The sequence below is a fragment of the Suipraeoptans intestinalis genome, from assembly GCF_034091795.1.
GTDB classification, from domain to species: domain Bacteria; phylum Bacillota; class Clostridia; order Lachnospirales; family Lachnospiraceae; genus Suipraeoptans; species Suipraeoptans intestinalis.
Genome location: NZ_JAXFXH010000027.1, coordinates 68,425 through 84,695, shown reverse-complemented (window position 1 = coordinate 84,695; position 16,271 = coordinate 68,425). Strand labels below are relative to the sequence as shown.

Below are 16,271 nucleotides of genomic sequence, written 5' to 3'. Positions count from 1 at the left end.
GTCAAAATAGTAGGTTTTCCCCTCTATTTCTTCCTGCTTCTTCAAAAGCATCAGACCCTTATAGGAGTCTTCTGCCCCTTCCAGAAAATAATACCATCTTCCGGAAATATATTCCCATCCCTTCAGGATTTTCATCCCATTGTCTTTATAGTAGTACCATCCTTCACTTTCCTGATGCCATCCCTTTTTCATGCTTCCATTTTCCTGAAAACGGTAATCGGCTTCTCCAATCTGTTTTTCCTCAGATTTTAGCATTCTTCCCGGAAACGTCAGATCCATGCCATCCAGATAGTACCAGTTCCCCATATCAAACATCCAACCAGTTGCTCTTTCTCCGCTTTTCACATGGTAAAACCAGTTTTCTCCCTGCAACTGCCAGCCTGTCTGCATGATCCCATTTGCATCAAACACATAGTATTTCCCGTCTATTTTTTTGTCTCCGGAGGCAATCATCCGGCCGGGAAAGTTCTTGTCACTACCATCCAGATAAAACCAGTTTCCCCGATCAGACAACCAGCCGGTGTACCTCTGTCCCTGCACCGCATAATAGTACCAGCCTGACTCCTTTTGGATCCATCCTTTGTAGGTCTTTTCTTCTTCTGATGGATCAGTCCTTTCAGATTCCGATTGTTTTTTTTCAGTAACTTCTCCAGCCGGTTCCTTCTTTTCTTCCTGTCCGGGAACCACTGCTTCCTCTGTTTTCCCGTCCGCCTGCTCTTCTCCTGATACCTGGCTGTCTGCCTCAGAAGATCCTATCACATCTTCAGCTACCGGCTGGCTTTGGTTTTCTTCTGCCTGCACATTCCATGAGAGCAGAGCCAGAAATGCTGCCATGCACCACATTCCGATTATTTTATTCCACCATTTTGTTTTTTTCACTTTCACAGCCCTCTTCTTATTCTTCTCCAAAATGAAAGGTCCTGTCGATCCCTTCCCACAGCTGATCCTTTTCGCTTAAAAGCAGAGGCGTCCCGTCCTTCATGCAATATCCTTCCGACGAGGCGCTTCCTGCATATGTTCCCGACAGTTCGGGCCACTCCACGCCGATTTCAGGATCGTTCCATGCCAGTCCGCCTTCATCTCCCGGATGGTAAAAGTCTGTGCATTTGTAGCAAAATTCTGCCACATCACTCAATACCAGAAAGCCGTGGGCAAATCCTTCCGGAATATAAAACTGCTTTTTATTTTCTTCCGTCAACTCTACACCGAACCACTTTCCAAAGGTACTGCTTCCCTTCCTCAGATCCACTGCCACATCAAACACACTTCCCTTAATGGCACGCACCAGCTTTCCCTGTGGAAATTCTTTCTGAAAATGCAGACCACGCAACACTCCTTTTCGGGAGCAGGATTGATTGTCCTGGACAAACTTCATGGACAATCCCGCCTCTTCCATGTCCTTTTGATTATAGGTCTCCATAAAATAGCCTCTGGAATCTCCATGCACGGCCGGTTCAATGATACACAGCCCCTGAATTCCGCCTGCATTTCTTTCTACTTTGATCTGTCCCATACACTTGCTCCTTAATAATCTATTTCTTTCAAATATCTGGCGAGAGCGTCCTGCCATGTGGGCAGAGGCGCAAATCCCGACGCCGTCAGCTTGCTGCGGTCCAGCCGGCTATTAAAGGGCCGCGCCGCCTTGGAAACTCCGTATTCTGCCGTAGTCACCGGCGTCACGGTAAGTCTGGACGCATCATAGGCTTCATGCCCCAATTCCCTGGCCTGTCGAAAAATCGCCTTGGTAAACTCATACCAGCTGATGTATTCTCCCTCGTTGGTGGCATGATAGTATCCATACTTTTCTGTCAGGATCATATCTACCAGGAGCCTTGCCAGATCCAGCGTATAGGTAGGCGTCCCGATCTGATCGCACACCACCTTTAAGGCATTCCTGGTCTTTCCCAGATCCAGCATGGTCTTGATAAAATTCTTTCCATTTTTTCCAAAGACCCATGCGATCCGCACGATAAAATATTGATCCAGGCACTCGGAGACTGCCAGTTCTCCCTTTAACTTTGTCTCCCCGTATACGTTGAGCGGAGCATACTCCTTGCAGTCCGGATCCCACGGCTTTTCTCCCTGCCCGTCAAACACATAGTCCGTGCTGATATACACCATTTTGCATCCCAGTGCTTTGCAGGCGCTTGCAATATGCTTCGTACCAAGCACATTCACTTTGTAAACGATCTCTCTGTTTGCTTCTTCTTCCGCCGCATCCACCGCCGTCCAGGCAGCACAGTGCACCACCACATCCGGCGCCGTCTCTGACAGAACTTTTTGCACGGACATCTCTTCCGTGATATCCATCTGTACATAAGGCATACGGGTCACGGCAGTCCCATCTTCCACACCGCTGTAAGTTTCCCGGATATCAGAGCCGATTCCTTCTATTCCACGGGCTGCCAGTTCGTTCATAACGTCATGCCCCAACTGCCCGGCAACGCCTGTTACCAATACCTTCATGCCTACATGCCCTCCCTGTTTCCGTACATCTTCTCGTAATAGTTCTGGTATTCTCCTGACAGGATAGTCTCCCACCACTCTTTATGTTCCAGATACCACCGAATGGTTTTCTGGATCCCGTCTGCAAATTTGGTTTCAGGAAGCCATCCCAGCTCTCTGTGGATCTTAGCCGGATCAATGGCGTAGCGCATATCATGTCCCTTCCTGTCCGCCACATATGTGATCAGGCTTTCCGGCTTGTCCAGCGCCTTACAGATCATCTTTACGATGTCGATATTTGCCATTTCATTATGGCCGCCAATGTTATAGACTTCTCCCACTTTTCCCTTGTGGATGATCAGATCGATGGCTTTGCAGTGGTCTTCCACATACAGCCAGTCTCTGACATTTTCCCCTTTTCCGTAGACCGGAAGAGGTTTATCGTTCAGTGCATTTGCGATCATCAGAGGGATCAGCTTTTCCGGGAAGTGGTAGGGTCCGTAGTTATTGGAACATCTGCTGATGGTCACCGGAAGTCCATAGGTTCTGTGATATGCCAGCACCAACAGGTCTGCCGCAGCCTTGGAAGAGCTATAGGGGCTGCTGGTATGGATCGGCGTTTCCTCTGTAAAGAACAGATCCGGTCTGTCCAGCGGAAGGTCTCCGTATACCTCATCTGTAGATACCTGATGGTATCTCTTGATCCCATAAGTCCTGCAGGCATCCATCAGCACCGCCGTCCCCTTGATGTTGGTATCCAGAAATACTTCCGGATCTTCAATGGAACGGTCTACATGGCTTTCTGCCGCAAAATTAACCACCATATCCGGCTTCTCTTCTTCAAACAGACGGAATACCGCTTCTCTGTCTGTAATGCTGGCCTTGACGAACCGGAAATTGGGGTTGTCCATAACGGATGCCAGTGTGGACAGGTTCCCTGCGTAGGTCAGGCTGTCCAGACACACGATCCGGTATTCCGGGTATTTGTCTAACATATGAAATACAAAGTTGCTTCCTATAAATCCGGCTCCTCCGGTTACGATTATCGTCATTCTTTTTCTCCTTTTCTCTGCTATATTCCTAATACAGTCCGTCCTGGTACTTTCCATCAATTACGTCTTTCAAGTATTGTCCATACTGGTTTTTCTTTAACACTTCATACACTTCCAGTACATCTTCCTGGGAGATCCATCCATTGAGAAACGCGATCTCCTCCAGGCATGCGATCTTCCGGTGCTGATGGGATTCCACCGTCTTTACAAAGTTTGTCGCTTCCACCAGGCTCTCATGGGTTCCTGTGTCCAGCCAGGTAAATCCCTGTCCCAAAAGCTCCACGTTCAATCGGTTTTCTTCCAGATAGACCCGGTTCAGGTCGGTGATCTCCAGTTCCCCTCTGGCGCTTGGCTTCAGCGCTTTGGCATACTCCACCACCTTATTGTCGTAAAAGTACAGTCCGGTCACGCAATAGTTGCTCTTTGGCTTCTGGGGTTTCTCTTCAATGGAAATTGCCCTTCCCTGTCTGTCAAACTCCACGATTCCGAACCTTTCCGGATCATCCACATAATATCCAAACACCGTCGCCCCTTTTCCTGAGCTGGCATTTTCCACAGCGGCCTGCAGTCTTTTTTTCAGACCATGACCGGCAAAAATATTGTCTCCCAGCACCATGGCAACGGTATCTTTTCCGATAAATTCCTCCCCAATGATGAATGCCTGTGCCAGTCCGTCCGGGCTTGGCTGCACTGCATAGGACAGCTGCACCCCAAACTGTTGCCCGTCTCCCAAAAGTTCCTGGAACCTGGGTGTATCCTGCGGCGTGGAAATGATCAGGATTTCCCGGATCCCCGCATTCATCAGAACAGACATCGGGTAATAGATCATCGGCTTATCGTAGATCGGCAGAAGCTGCTTCGATGTGACTCTCGTCAGTGGGTAGAGCCTCGTACCAGAGCCTCCTGCCAGAATAATTCCTTTCATGTAAGTTACCTCCTTTAACATCCTTTTATTTGTATAGCTTGTCCGTATTTTTGCAGAACATATCCTCTCCCTTCGGAAACATCCCTGTTCTCCTCTTCTTTTAACAGACAAAAGCTAAAACATCGACAAATATCCCGGGTATTCTGCATGACCTGTTCCCAGCATCTCCCCATCTACTGTGATCTGTATGCCGGTGCAGCCATAGGCTGTCATAAATGTATTGGCCACTCCTCCGATCGTAAGGTATTCCCCTGTGGTTCCCATCGTTTCCACGTAGCTCTGAAAAGCCATATTCAGATCCAGATGCAGCAGGGACTGTCCGTTGATCTGAACCACCTGACAGGTATTTGCCTGAATCCCTGATGGAATCACTTTTTTTTCCGTCAGACATCTCAGCACTTCCTCTGCTGTCAGGCTGCTTACTTCTGCCTCCTCCTGTACAAATCCATCCGCATTTTCATTGGAAACATAGACTGTTATCTTCTGCACCACCTGCGGTTCCTGAGATGGTTGCTGTGCCGGCTTCGTCATGTCTGCCTCGTCCTTTATCTCGGAAGTTTCTTTCTCCTTTTTCTGTGTTTTTTCTTCTGCACTTTTTTCCGTCGTCTGCTTTACTACTTTTTTTTCCTGCTGTTTCTGACATCCAAATGCTAATACAGCACTCATCCCCAACAGGATCACCCATTTTAATTTCTTCATACCTTCTCCTCCTGCATTGTCTCCCTACTTCGCTGTATCCTTTCGATCTTTGAGATCTTCCAGGTATCTGAGATACTTGTCTACTCCCTCCTCAAATTCCAGAACATCTCCCGGAAACAGCTTTTTTATCTTGGTATTATCAAGAACCACCTTTCTGACATCTACGCTTCTTGCCTGGCGATATGTTACTTTTACCGCCCGATCCATATTCGCCAGCGTTCCCACCACCTGGTTCTGACTGATTCCTCTTCCGGAGCTCACATGAAAGATCTCTTCTTCTCCTTCATAGTCGATCAGCGCTTCCATCATCCGACAAACATCATCTATGTGTATATAATCTCTGATATTCTCACCGTCTCCCCATATTTCCAGCTCCTGCCGCGTCAATGCCTTTTTTACAGCCGCATCCACAAACCCTACCCCTTTTTGATAATTCTGACCAGGTCCGTATGGATTGGAAACTCTTGCAATCCTCATCTTTTTGTGGAACTGTCTGTTAAAAGTACGGATCACATTCTCACAGCACAGTTTCATACATCCATAGTGATTCATAGGCATAGGACTGTCCGATTCTTTGATGGGCTGGCAGTCCAGATCTCCATACACAGCTCCTCCCGAAGAAATAAACAGCATGGAAATGTTCCGTCTCACCAGCATCTCACACAACTTCACAGTCTGCAAAAAATCTTTCCCATAACCCTGCATGTATTTTTCATTGGAATTCCCCGGATGGATGGTACTGATAGCATGAACCACCAGATGAATTCCCTCCAGAGCCTGATCCAGAACTTCATCATTAAAAAAGTTTCCCATAATTGGGGTAACATCCGGCACTCTTTCTTCCGGTGCCGTTATATCAAATGTATAGATTTTCAGATCTGCTCTTCTGCTCAAATGCCTGGCCAGATTTCTTCCAATGAATCCATTCCCCCCCAGGATCAATATATGTTTACTGTTCGTCATCCCTTATTCCTTCTGTCATCATAGTCTGTACCTTGTCTATCGCTTCCTCCCAGGATGTTTCCTGCGCAGAAAGAAATCCCGCCTCCCGAATCACAGCCAGTTCCTCCCGATGAGTCAAATAGTACTCCAGACGTGCCGCGATCTCTTCTACATCGAACTTTACCAGAATCGAATTTCTGTCGTTGAGAAGCCATGTGCTGTTATCTCCCTCGGAACATACAGCCACAGAACCAGAGGCCATGATCTCTAAGGGAAGCAGCGACAGGTTGGTGTGGGATAGAACGAGGCATAAGTCACAGTTGGCATAAACCTCTGACAGGTCACTTACATTTACGATCCCAAGATTGCGATAAGGAAATGGGATATCCATTTCTCCCACATCCCAACCTGCCAATACTACCTCTGTATCCGGCAGCTTTTTCAGCAGTTTTGCAATTGCTATAATCCCCAGTTCAAAGTCTCTTCTTGGCGTAACCGGTCTGGCGTAAAAGAAGATTCTTCTCTTCTCATGTGTTTTACATTTTCTGTGGTAAAGCTCTCTGTCGTAAGAAAACCGATAGCAGTCTCCCTGCATCCCAAATTCATCCCGCAGCTTGTCTTTCAGCCAGTCTCCTGCAAAAATCCCCCGAAATCCAAAGCGGTAGGTCCTTTTTGCCATCTCATACTCACTTCCTCTGGCATAAAAGTAAGGTTCGTAGTCCTGTACAAAATAGAACTTGGAAACGGTATTATGAAACCTTCTGAGGCAGTAAGCCGTCTCCCAGGAGGTGGCCACTGTCCCATGAGCAAATGTCATACTTTTAACATCCTGATAAATCTCTACCCGATCATCCAGAGAGGGGAATTTTTCTCTCAAAAATCTGCGGATCTCTCTGTCGTCTCTGAACTTTTCCGAACGATACAGATAGATTCTGCTGTGAAACCCACGATCTTCTAATCCCGATACAAACCGAAAGATGTTGATGTGGCCGCCGGATCCTTCCCCCATATCGGGAATGATCCAATTCAGTAGCTTCACAGGACTGTCTTTTACTTCATTATACATCTTTCTATCGAATTTTTCTTCTGTTTTTTCTATGGTAAATCCATAATGCCTGACAAAATCAATTTTGTTCTGTTTTCTGCTCAAATCCGCCGTCCTTCTTTTTCCGTCTGTGATCGATCCGTTCCCGATCTTCCTGTATTCCCTCCAAGAAGATCCGTCCCATTTTTTTCGCTTCTTCTTCCCATGAGGTCTGTCTTGCAAATTTCATTCCATTTTCTCTGATTCGGCACAGTTCTCTCTCATGAGTAAGATAATACTCCATTTTATCCGCAATGTCCACCGGGTCATGTTCTACCAGAATAGAATTCTCCTTGTTGAGAAGCCAAGAGGTATTGTCTCCGGAAGAAGACACCACCACCGACCCGGCTCCCATGATCTCTAAAGGCAGTAAGGACAGATTTGTATCCGAAAGAGCCATACACAGGTCGCTGCTGCTAAAGGCCTTCGCCAATCTGCCGACATCTGTGATCTTAAGATCCCTGTAGCAAAAAGGAATCTCTATGCCCGACAGATCCCATCCTGCAAATATGACTTCCACCTGTGGCATCCGCCTCGTCAGCAGATACAACGCCAGAAATCCTATTTCAAAGCACCGTCTGGGAGTAGTCGGTCTGGCATAGAAAAAGACTCTCTTTTTCCCTTTTTTCCTCTTTCTGGCCACATAAACATCTTTATCGTATGAAAATCCGACACTTTCACAAAACATTCCGTGTTTATTTTCCAGCATCTTCTTTATCCAGCTTCCTGCTGCGATCCCTCGCAGGCCAAAGCTATATGTATTTTCCGCCAGTTGATACTGCGATCCCAGCGGATAAAAATAGGGCTCATAATCCTGCACAAAATAAAATTTGGAGATTGTATTCTGAAAGCGCCTTACGTAATAAGCCGTTTCCCAGGAGGTTGCAATGGTAGCATGTGCAAAATCTGCATACCTCGTGTCCCAAAAAGCCTCTACTTTGCTGTCCAGCAAAGGAAATTTATTCCTCAGGTAATTTCGCACCATCGTGTTATCAAAATAAAAGGACGATTGAAACAGATACAATCTGCTATGAAACCCTCTGTTCTCCAACAAGGAAATAAAGCGAAAGATATTCATATGCCCTCCTCCGCCCTCTCCCATATCGGGAATGATCCAGTTTAGCAGCTTTATCCTGTGATCCTTCTTTTTTTCATAGACCTTTTCCTGAAACGGGATCTCCTCTTCTTCCAACAAAAACCTGTAGGGCCTGATCACCTGCTTTTTCTGTTTTTTTAAGTGAAGCTTTTCAAAGATCCCTTCTATCCCTCTTCGTCGGATAAATCGAATTCCCCTGCGTATGATATGTACATCCATGTTTGATTTATGCCTTTCTCTGCCTGTACTGCTGAGACAGTTTTTTATCCAGGCGCTTCTGCTTATCAGGAGAATAGGTATGATATTTGCTCCCTTTATATCCTCCATAATACCTGGCGTAATTTCTCCGGATAGAATAAATGGTCCACCGGAGTTTCTCTTTTCCTCCCATGGACAGAGTCCTTAAATAGTTTATATCCATCCGCACATGTCTCATCCACCGCACAAACAGTTCGGACCAGGACCCTGCAACTTCATATCCATGCAGCTGATACAGTCCCTTGTGTTCGTCATAGTATCGCTGATAAAATGTTCTGACATCATAGTCATGGGAGTGGTAGACTGCCGCCAAAGGACAATATACCTTTTTATATCCCGCCTCTATCATTTTTCGCATCCAGATCTGATCCTCTGCAAATTCTACATCCGCATAAGGATATACCTCCCAGATACTTCTTCTCAAGCATGCATTGTTATCAGAAAAGAAAGCAAGCATATGACGATACCCTTCTTCTCTGGCATAGCGCTCTCGATCTCCCAGAAAATAAATCGTATCTTTTTTTCCAAAATTTTCAAAATGCAGGGTAAGATCTCTCACATCAAAAACATTGCATCCGGGATATGGCAGATGCTTCCCAAAACCTCCCGCAATGTCCTGATCTTTTTCCATCGCACGAATAAGATTCTGAAGCCAGAAAACGCCCGCAGGAAGTGCATCCTGAGTCAAGAATACAATATAGGTTCCCGTCCCTTTGGACGCTCCAAAATTCCGTGTTTTTCCATGTCCGAATTCCTCCGGCAAAATTTGATAAAGAGCGCAGGGGTACTCCCGAATGATTCGCAGTGTTTCATCTCTGGATCCGGAATCTACACAGATCACTTCGTAAGAATAGTCCGTTTCCTGCCGAAACACCATGTCCAGCACCTGGCGAAAAAGCTTTCCCCCGTTTTTGGTAGGGATTACAATTGAAACATCCATTTTGTCTCTCCTTGGTTTTCCGCAATGTACACACGATACAGTCCACATTCTCTGCCTGCAGCTGGAATAGCGACGCCCGGCAAAATATCTTTCAGCTACAAGCCGACGGCGGCAAGAACTACCGCTGGCACAACTCCCCCGATTATAGCATTCTTCTCACAAAATGACAAGAATCTACTCCATACCCATCTTCTCTAAAACTGCTTTTTCCACATCTCAATCTCTTTATCAGGTATGCGGATTTCTGTTCTTTTTTTGTCCATGATCCAATGTTCCAGACCATCCTCCAATGCATTTTTTCTTAAAAACGGAAGATTCGACTCTACTGCAAACGCCTCTGCCTTGTCACTTTCTCCTATAATCAAGGATCTTCTTCCAAAACCAAGACTTCGAATCCCTGCATACATCTGGGTTCCGATGTAATCGACTCCCTCTCTGCTCAGAACTTTATCCAGATTTTCCAACGATGGCAGGATAATCTTGCATTTTTCCATATCTGCACTACGTCGGAGATAATGGTAATCCGATTTTCTCCGGATCCATATGTACACTTCTTTATAAAAGGTTCCCAACATCTGCAGCAGAAGCAGATCTCTCTTTTCGTCGCCTCCTCCGTCCTCCAAGGCAACAACCACACTCTTCCCCTTGTCCGTCGGGATCGTTCTGCAATGTTCCTTGGTCAGCTTCCACAGAGACGGGCATCCCGTATTCACTACATTTTTTATTCCAATCTGCTCCAGGATCCGTCTGGTTCTTTCATCTTGAACCGCGTGCAGGTATTTGGAATGGAGGATATAGCGCAGCAGTTTTTTACTATATTCACTAATGTTCTGGTCAATTCCCAGCTGACAGGCATCTGCGCCCATCAGGCAGATATTTCTATACTTCTTTATCCCGCCTGCAAATTCCCGATATCCTCTCTTTTCTGCCATCAAAAAATCCGACCCGCACAGTATTTTCACTTCATCTTCCTGGAGCTTTAGTGCCGGATCGTATGCATATGCAGGACTCTTTCTCAATTGCTTCCCTGAGAAAATTTCCGTACACACTGCCACGCAGCTATCTACAATGATTCTGTCTCCACAGCTTTCGGATCCTGCTGCTGTATCCAGGATCACCAACTCTTTTCCTATTTCCTTGTTTCTTCGTTTAAAGCGGCTTCCTGCGATCGCTCTTTCCAATTCCTTTTCTTTCTCTTCCTGGTTCTTTGCCACGATTCCGCCAACAGGGAATTCTTCTGTCCATTCCTGCAGATTCAAGCTAAACGCCACTACCTTCTCTCTCTCAGAAAGTTCTTTCAGAAAGTCCACATATTCTTCAAAATCCAGTTTTTCTACATATTGTTTCGCTTTTTCCGTCATCTGTTTCCTTAATTGGATGTCGGAAAGGATCTTTTCTGTCCATTCTGTCAGCTGTCCCAGATCAAACGCCTCTGCCAGTCCGCCTCTTTCTTCTTCCAGCATGATCTGGATTCCTCCCGTACCTTTAAACCCGACCACCGGGATCTTCTCATCCATCGCCTCCAATACGGTAGAGGGAAACGGATCCTCTCTGGAGATCGCCCAAAAAATCTCTGCGCGGTTCAATATGGATTTGTAGGTAGACGCATCTCGGATAAAGGGGATCAGATGGATCCTGTCCTTCCACCCGCTCCGCTCCACCTGATCCAGTAGCCAGCTTCTTAATTCTTCACTGCTGAAGTTTCCCACCCATATGAAGCATATATCTGTATCCGGATTCCGATTCAAGAAAAGAATCGCCCCACTAACAAAAAGATCCACACCTTTTCTCAACTCTGCACTTCCGAGACTTACGATAAACCTGCCGTCTTCTCCCACTCCCAACTGCTGTAAAAGTTCTGTATCTCCATTCTTCTCCTGCTTCAGATAAATCCCCTGCGGTCTTATCAGGCACCTTCCCTTTACGCCTGGAAACAGCGCTTTAAAATCCTCTTCTACAAAACGATTGGGGAATACAATGTAATCCGCATTTCTTTCAATTTGTCTTCCGCCTTCCATAAAATTGTATAATGTGATACTTGTTTTCATCTCATGGATCAATGAAACCACCTTTAGCCCATAGTCTTTCATCAGTTCCGTATATTCGCCGGAAACGATTGTATTGCTAATGGCAGTCCCATACCCTTTTTCTGCCAGCAGTCGGATCACCATCTCTTCAAACGGTTCCTTCTGTACCTTCTTCTCAAAAAGAGGTAAAGGCTTTCCGCTCACACAAAAATAGCCCTCCTGGTTTGGTCTCAATACGATCACTGGAATATCCAAGGTTTCATATTTTTCTTCCAAAAACCCATTTCCCGAATATCCTGACAGAACGACCACATCATAGCCTCTCTTTTTAAATCCAGCCGCTATGTTGTGTACCAGAAGCGGAGCCCCTGTCTGCGAAAGATCATGTGTCACGAAAATTACCTTTTTATTTCCCTGCTCTCCCGGTATTTTTTCCCGCAGACTCTGCTCCGTTGTTTTTTCTTCTAGGGGGTGTATTTGGAACTGCCGAATCTCACAGCTCCCTTTTTCTTCTGCCGGATCGATACGAATCTCTCTGACAGGGAAATCCATGCAGATTTTCCTGTCTGTCCTGTCATATTCTACGATCTCCAGCTTGTGTGTGTTCACCTCTGAAAAGCTTTCCCCCGGCCTTCTGTAATAAATGGTAACCATTTGTTTCTGCGGCTTCATTTCGCCTGTTTCACAGCAAAACAAAAAACTGCGGATCGGCTCGTAAAACTCTATATGAATCTGCGGGTCGGCATTCTTGTATCTCCACAGTTTCCCTGCTTTCCTGATGCCACAGAGTTTTACCACACGCCCTCCGGTTATCCTGCAGCTACTCATAATCTCTTCCATCGGTCTCCCCCTCGCTCGTCTTCCACATTCCAGTGATTCTTTCTCATTCCTGTTTTCTATTATAAAAAAAAGATGGAAAACATTCCACCTTTTTCATGTCTGTTTCTATAATTATTTCCGCAACGGCTTCTCTATTTTTCCAGTTGTCTCCCCCGCCGCTCCTTCATAAAAGACCGGCATCCTGCCCCTACTTGAACAGTCTGTACAGCCATCGCATAAATACTACAATATACACAAGGAAGCCAAGGGTGATCACAAATGTTTCCAGATCAAACCGGTGTGTTACCGTCCTGAACACTCCTATTCCGTCAATCTTAGTATTGTCATATGAAAACTCTGCCTTCTCTGAACTCCCGAGGGTATAAAATACCCTCACATTTCCGTCCTCTCCCCGTTGCTTGAGAAACATACGAAATTCATATTCTTTTCCTTTACAGTTCTCCACCTTGGGAAAGCGGATCTTAAAGAACTTCCCAACCTTCAGACCCGTCAGGTTGACCTCTCCTTTCGCTACCGGATCTCCGGATAAGTGGTCTGTCAGCTGGTAAGAAAGAATGATTTTTCCCCGATCCATATTGTCGTCCGCCGCCACCTTAAAGGCAATGGCATCCAGTTCTTTTTCTTTGGACACAAACCTCTGAGCCACTTCTTTATTTTCTTCCAGAAACACCCATTGAAACTGCCCTGTGTCACAAGACGTATCGTAAATAGATACATTCTTATCTATAACGGAATACATTCCCGCCAGACCTATCATTATTATTCCTATGACAATCACCTTTATCTTTGCTTTCATCTTACTCCCTCTGCTTATGAAGCACTATAGATTTCTGCAATACCTTTTGCTTCCCCGAACATTTTCAAATTACCTTTTTCCAACCATACGATCTTATTACACAAGGCCTCCACCTGTTCAATGCTGTGCGAAACAAACAGCAATGTTGTCCCCCGATTAAGCATTTCTTTAATACGGTTCTGACATTTTATCTGGAAATGAAAATCTCCCACAGACAACACTTCGTCCACGATCAAAATATCCGGCGTCCCAATCGTCGCAATAGAAAACCCCAGACGGGAAACCATACCGGACGAAAAATTTTTAACCGGCGTATTCATGAAATCATGGAGTTCGGAAAAGTTTACGATATCATCATAACATTTCTCCATTTCCTGGCGAGAATATCCCAACAGAGCTCCATTCAGAAATACGTTTTCCGCCGCAGTCAGATCCATATCGAATCCTGCCCCCAGTTCGATCAAAGGCGCCACAACTCCGTTTACTTTGACACTGCCCTTCGTGGGTTTCAGCACTCCTGCGATCACTTTCAGCATTGTACTCTTTCCACTTCCATTTAATCCCACCAGGCCGACTGCATCTCCTTTGTTCACGCTGAAACTGACGTCTTTCAGCGCCCAAAACTCATCATAAGACAACTGTCTTTTGATGGTTTTGATCACATATTCCTTAAAACTGTCCACCCGTTCCGATGCCAGACTGAATTTCATAGACACATGATCCACGCAAACAATTTCCTGATTCTCCATCTTTTCTCTCCTATACATTTAATATAAATTCATCCTGGTTTTTATAAAACACGTACAGACCCAACGCCAACATAATCCCGCATTCTGCTGCGGCGATCAGCATGGAACTTATGCTCGGTATCGTATTGTACAACATGACACCGCGCAACATCTGCAAAATATTTGTAATGGGATTTAACATCACAATGGGATACAGCCACCTGGGCAGAATAGACAGTGGATAAATAACCGGTGTCAGATACATCAGCGCTGTAACAAAAACGGAATACAAATGCATAATGTCCCTGAATTTCACTGTGACGGCAGATAAGATCAATCCCACTCCCAATGAAAAGACCACAATAAAAAACAGTGGAATAGGAGCCAGAAGCACCGTATAATGCAGATCCACCCTGGTTGCCAGCATTACGCAAATCAATGCCGTAAACGATGAAAGCAGATTAATGGTGCTGGAAAATATCCTGGAAATCACAAACAAATATTTGGGCACATAAATCTTTCGGATCAATGGACCGTTACTCAGAATGGCCGACATGGAATTGGTAGTAGACTCTGAATAAAAGTTAAAAATCAATTGCCCACTCAGCAGGTAGACAGGAAAATATTCCACATCGAACTTGAACAGATTCGAAAACACAACGGACAGCACGATCATCATAAACAACGGATTCAGCAGCGTCCAAAGTACTCCCAGTACCGATCTGCGATATTTGATCTTAATATCTCTTGCGATTAATTCCCATAACAATGGGCGAAATTTTTTGAAATTTTGTATATAAGCCGACACAGCCGTCCCTCCAACCTTCTTAATGTGTCCTGAAATAAATCCAGTACAGTATACCACCTGTTTCCTGATTAGACAAGTCAGACCTCTCTTACGCTGGTGTCTTCTTTGTCAGCCGTTTCCATCGCTTCTGTCCTGTCAATGGTATTTCTCGCCTTTTTCTCTTCCTCTATGTCGTATAAAAGCAGAATTTTCTCTTCTATGATATGCCAGTTTCGCTTCTGCGCTGTTATACGCCCATTTTCATACAAATTATCTTGCAGTTCCTTTCTGGTTCTGATCTTCTCAATCGCCCCTCTGGCACCCTCAAGGTCTCCCGGAGAATAGAAAAGACAATTCTTTCCATCTTCCAGATACTCCCTGTTTCCGTCATTTGGTATCGCTACCACATACCCTCCGGAAGCCATCATTTCCAGAGGAGGATAAGAAAAGCTTTCCAACAGGCTGGTCTTCAAAAGAATATCGCACTCTCCATAGATTTCCGGAACCTGATCATAAGGGATTCGATGGCAGAACCGATCCACCTGGTACCATTGCTTTGGCTGTGCATTATAGGACATATACCAGACTTCATAAATCGCTTTGTCCAGACTATTTGTAACTTCAAAGGCTTCGTCTACATTTTTGTAGTCTACGGCACAATCCCCTTCAATCAGGATTCGAATCTTTCCCTCCATCTTTCTTTTCCGGCAAACAAAATTTCCCACTTCCAGGCCATTCGGTGCATAAAGTGCATCCTGGCCGTATTTTTCCTTCAACCAGGACTGACACCACTTTGATATTGTCAAAAATCGGATATCTCCTTCCGGTGTGTAAGACCTGTCCGCTTTTCCTCTCAGCGGATCCCCTTCCTTATAAAAATCTGTTTCCAGATTTTGGACAAGATAGTATTTTTTTTCTGCATAAGGATAGTCTTCCACCGTTTTTACCGTAGTCCACATCGTTGCGATCATGTGTCCGATTTTTCCCGCAATACAGGCATTTTCCAAATTGATCACAGGAATTTTTATGCCGTCGAACCGGCACCAGCCATGACTTCCGCTTAATACAAAAATCACCACTTCTTTTCCTGCTTTCCGAAGGATAGACGCATGCTTGAGTACCACCTTTACTCCTCCGCTGATCTGAAGTCCCGGTAATACAAAGACATAATTTCCTTTAATTTCTCTTTTCAGGCTCTCTGTCAGATGTCCTGCCGGGATAACCCTCACATCTTTTTTGCGGAAATCTTTCTCTTCCATCCCTTCATCGCCGACATAGAACACTGTCTTGTTCAGCTCTTTCACCGTTTTGACAAATTCCTGCATCTGATCTGTATCCGGACATCCAAAAACAACAAATGCCCGATACCATCCCGCCTGCTCCACCTTCAGCTCACGATAGTCTGTTTCATCGACAAAATACCAACAGGTCTCCAGCTTCCTTTTTTGACGGGCAATTTCACATTGCCACAGATCCGAAACGGCTTTTTGATAGTTCCCTATAAAAAGAATGTCTTTATAAACCGCTCTATCTTTTCTGTTTTTCAGCCACTTTCTCTTAAAATAGCGCCCTGACTTCCGTACAAACGCTCCTAACCCTTCCGTTTTCAGAGCATTATAGGCTTTTTTTATCATACTCTTCCTCAGTCTTCT

Annotated in this window: 14 protein-coding genes and 1 pseudogene; all 15 read right to left on the bottom strand. The window is 45.3% G+C overall.

Annotated elements, in window-relative coordinates; genetic code table 11:
- A pseudogene (locus SOW26_RS09595) lies at positions 1 to 879 on the bottom strand (hypothetical protein); the annotation flags it as partial.
- Positions 880 to 895: 16 nt separating this feature from the next.
- Positions 896 to 1,513 carry a dTDP-4-dehydrorhamnose 3,5-epimerase gene (gene rfbC, locus SOW26_RS09590; protein WP_154475815.1) on the bottom strand — a complete coding sequence of 206 codons (618 nt, stop codon included), beginning with the start codon at positions 1,511 to 1,513 and terminating at the stop codon, positions 896 to 898.
- Between the two features lie 11 nt (positions 1,514 to 1,524).
- Positions 1,525 to 2,466, bottom strand: coding sequence for a dTDP-4-dehydrorhamnose reductase (gene rfbD / locus SOW26_RS09585; RefSeq protein ID WP_276958725.1), 942 nt, complete (start codon positions 2,464 to 2,466; stop codon positions 1,525 to 1,527).
- A gap of 2 nt (positions 2,467 to 2,468) precedes the next feature.
- Positions 2,469 to 3,497 carry a dTDP-glucose 4,6-dehydratase gene (rfbB, locus tag SOW26_RS09580; RefSeq protein ID WP_154475819.1) on the bottom strand — a complete coding sequence of 343 codons (1,029 nt, stop codon included), beginning with the start codon at positions 3,495 to 3,497 and terminating at the stop codon, positions 2,469 to 2,471.
- Between the two features lie 28 nt (positions 3,498 to 3,525).
- Positions 3,526 to 4,422, bottom strand: a complete 897-nt coding sequence (gene rfbA / locus SOW26_RS09575; protein ID WP_154475821.1) for a glucose-1-phosphate thymidylyltransferase RfbA — start codon at positions 4,420 to 4,422, stop codon at positions 3,526 to 3,528.
- A gap of 114 nt (positions 4,423 to 4,536) precedes the next feature.
- Positions 4,537 to 5,121, bottom strand: a complete 585-nt coding sequence (locus tag SOW26_RS09570) for a GerMN domain-containing protein (protein ID WP_320652303.1) — start codon at positions 5,119 to 5,121, stop codon at positions 4,537 to 4,539.
- A gap of 24 nt (positions 5,122 to 5,145) precedes the next feature.
- Positions 5,146 to 6,084 carry an NAD-dependent epimerase/dehydratase family protein gene (locus SOW26_RS09565; RefSeq protein WP_276959884.1) on the bottom strand — a complete coding sequence of 313 codons (939 nt, stop codon included), beginning with the start codon at positions 6,082 to 6,084 and terminating at the stop codon, positions 5,146 to 5,148.
- On the bottom strand, positions 6,071 to 7,213 hold the full coding sequence (locus SOW26_RS09560; protein ID WP_276959883.1) for a glycosyltransferase family 4 protein: 1,143 nt from the start codon (positions 7,211 to 7,213) through the stop codon (positions 6,071 to 6,073). The genes SOW26_RS09565 and SOW26_RS09560 overlap by 14 nt, the downstream gene beginning before the upstream one ends.
- Positions 7,188 to 8,462, bottom strand: a complete 1,275-nt coding sequence (locus SOW26_RS09555; RefSeq protein ID WP_320652302.1) for a rhamnosyltransferase WsaF family glycosyltransferase — start codon at positions 8,460 to 8,462, stop codon at positions 7,188 to 7,190. Before SOW26_RS09555 ends, SOW26_RS09560 begins: the two co-directional genes overlap by 26 nt.
- A gap of 7 nt (positions 8,463 to 8,469) precedes the next feature.
- The gene (locus tag SOW26_RS09550; protein WP_276959881.1) at positions 8,470 to 9,441 is read right to left on the bottom strand and encodes a glycosyltransferase family 2 protein; all 972 of its coding nucleotides are present in this window, start codon (positions 9,439 to 9,441) and stop codon (positions 8,470 to 8,472) included.
- A gap of 194 nt (positions 9,442 to 9,635) precedes the next feature.
- The gene (locus tag SOW26_RS09545) at positions 9,636 to 12,308 is read right to left on the bottom strand and encodes a glycosyltransferase family 4 protein (protein ID WP_276959880.1); all 2,673 of its coding nucleotides are present in this window, start codon (positions 12,306 to 12,308) and stop codon (positions 9,636 to 9,638) included.
- Between the two features lie 187 nt (positions 12,309 to 12,495).
- The gene (locus SOW26_RS09540; protein ID WP_276959879.1) at positions 12,496 to 13,104 is read right to left on the bottom strand and encodes a hypothetical protein; all 609 of its coding nucleotides are present in this window, start codon (positions 13,102 to 13,104) and stop codon (positions 12,496 to 12,498) included.
- 14 nt (positions 13,105 to 13,118) lie between these two features.
- Complete coding sequence (locus SOW26_RS09535; protein WP_276959878.1) at positions 13,119 to 13,853, bottom strand: ABC transporter ATP-binding protein; 735 nt, start codon at positions 13,851 to 13,853, stop codon at positions 13,119 to 13,121.
- Between the two features lie 10 nt (positions 13,854 to 13,863).
- Positions 13,864 to 14,640, bottom strand: coding sequence for an ABC transporter permease (locus SOW26_RS09530; protein WP_276959877.1), 777 nt, complete (start codon positions 14,638 to 14,640; stop codon positions 13,864 to 13,866).
- Between the two features lie 77 nt (positions 14,641 to 14,717).
- A complete protein-coding gene (locus tag SOW26_RS09525; RefSeq protein WP_276959876.1) occupies positions 14,718 to 16,253 on the bottom strand; it encodes a glycosyltransferase family 4 protein in 1,536 nt (511 codons plus the stop codon).
- Positions 16,254 to 16,271 lie beyond the last annotated feature (18 nt).

Excerpts from the sequence above, each read along its gene's own strand:
- rfbC (WP_154475815.1), bottom strand. The coding sequence starts at position 1,513 with ATGGGACAGATCAAAGTAGAAAGAAATGCAGGCGGAATTCAGGGGCTG.
- rfbD (WP_276958725.1), bottom strand. The coding sequence starts at position 2,466 with ATGAAGGTATTGGTAACAGGCGTTGCCGGGCAGTTGGGGCATGACGTT.
- rfbB (WP_154475819.1), bottom strand. The coding sequence starts at position 3,497 with ATGACGATAATCGTAACCGGAGGAGCCGGATTTATAGGAAGCAACTTT.
- rfbA (WP_154475821.1), bottom strand. The coding sequence starts at position 4,422 with ATGAAAGGAATTATTCTGGCAGGAGGCTCTGGTACGAGGCTCTACCCA.
- SOW26_RS09570 (WP_320652303.1), bottom strand. The coding sequence starts at position 5,121 with ATGAAGAAATTAAAATGGGTGATCCTGTTGGGGATGAGTGCTGTATTA.
- SOW26_RS09565 (WP_276959884.1), bottom strand. The coding sequence starts at position 6,084 with ATGACGAACAGTAAACATATATTGATCCTGGGGGGGAATGGATTCATT.
- SOW26_RS09555 (WP_320652302.1), bottom strand. The coding sequence starts at position 8,462 with ATGGATGTACATATCATACGCAGGGGAATTCGATTTATCCGACGAAGA.
- SOW26_RS09550 (WP_276959881.1), bottom strand. The coding sequence starts at position 9,441 with ATGGATGTTTCAATTGTAATCCCTACCAAAAACGGGGGAAAGCTTTTT.
- SOW26_RS09545 (WP_276959880.1), bottom strand. The coding sequence starts at position 12,308 with ATGGAAGAGATTATGAGTAGCTGCAGGATAACCGGAGGGCGTGTGGTA.
- SOW26_RS09540 (WP_276959879.1), bottom strand. The coding sequence starts at position 13,104 with ATGAAAGCAAAGATAAAGGTGATTGTCATAGGAATAATAATGATAGGT.
- SOW26_RS09535 (WP_276959878.1), bottom strand. The coding sequence starts at position 13,853 with ATGGAGAATCAGGAAATTGTTTGCGTGGATCATGTGTCTATGAAATTC.
- SOW26_RS09525 (WP_276959876.1), bottom strand. The coding sequence starts at position 16,253 with ATGATAAAAAAAGCCTATAATGCTCTGAAAACGGAAGGGTTAGGAGCG.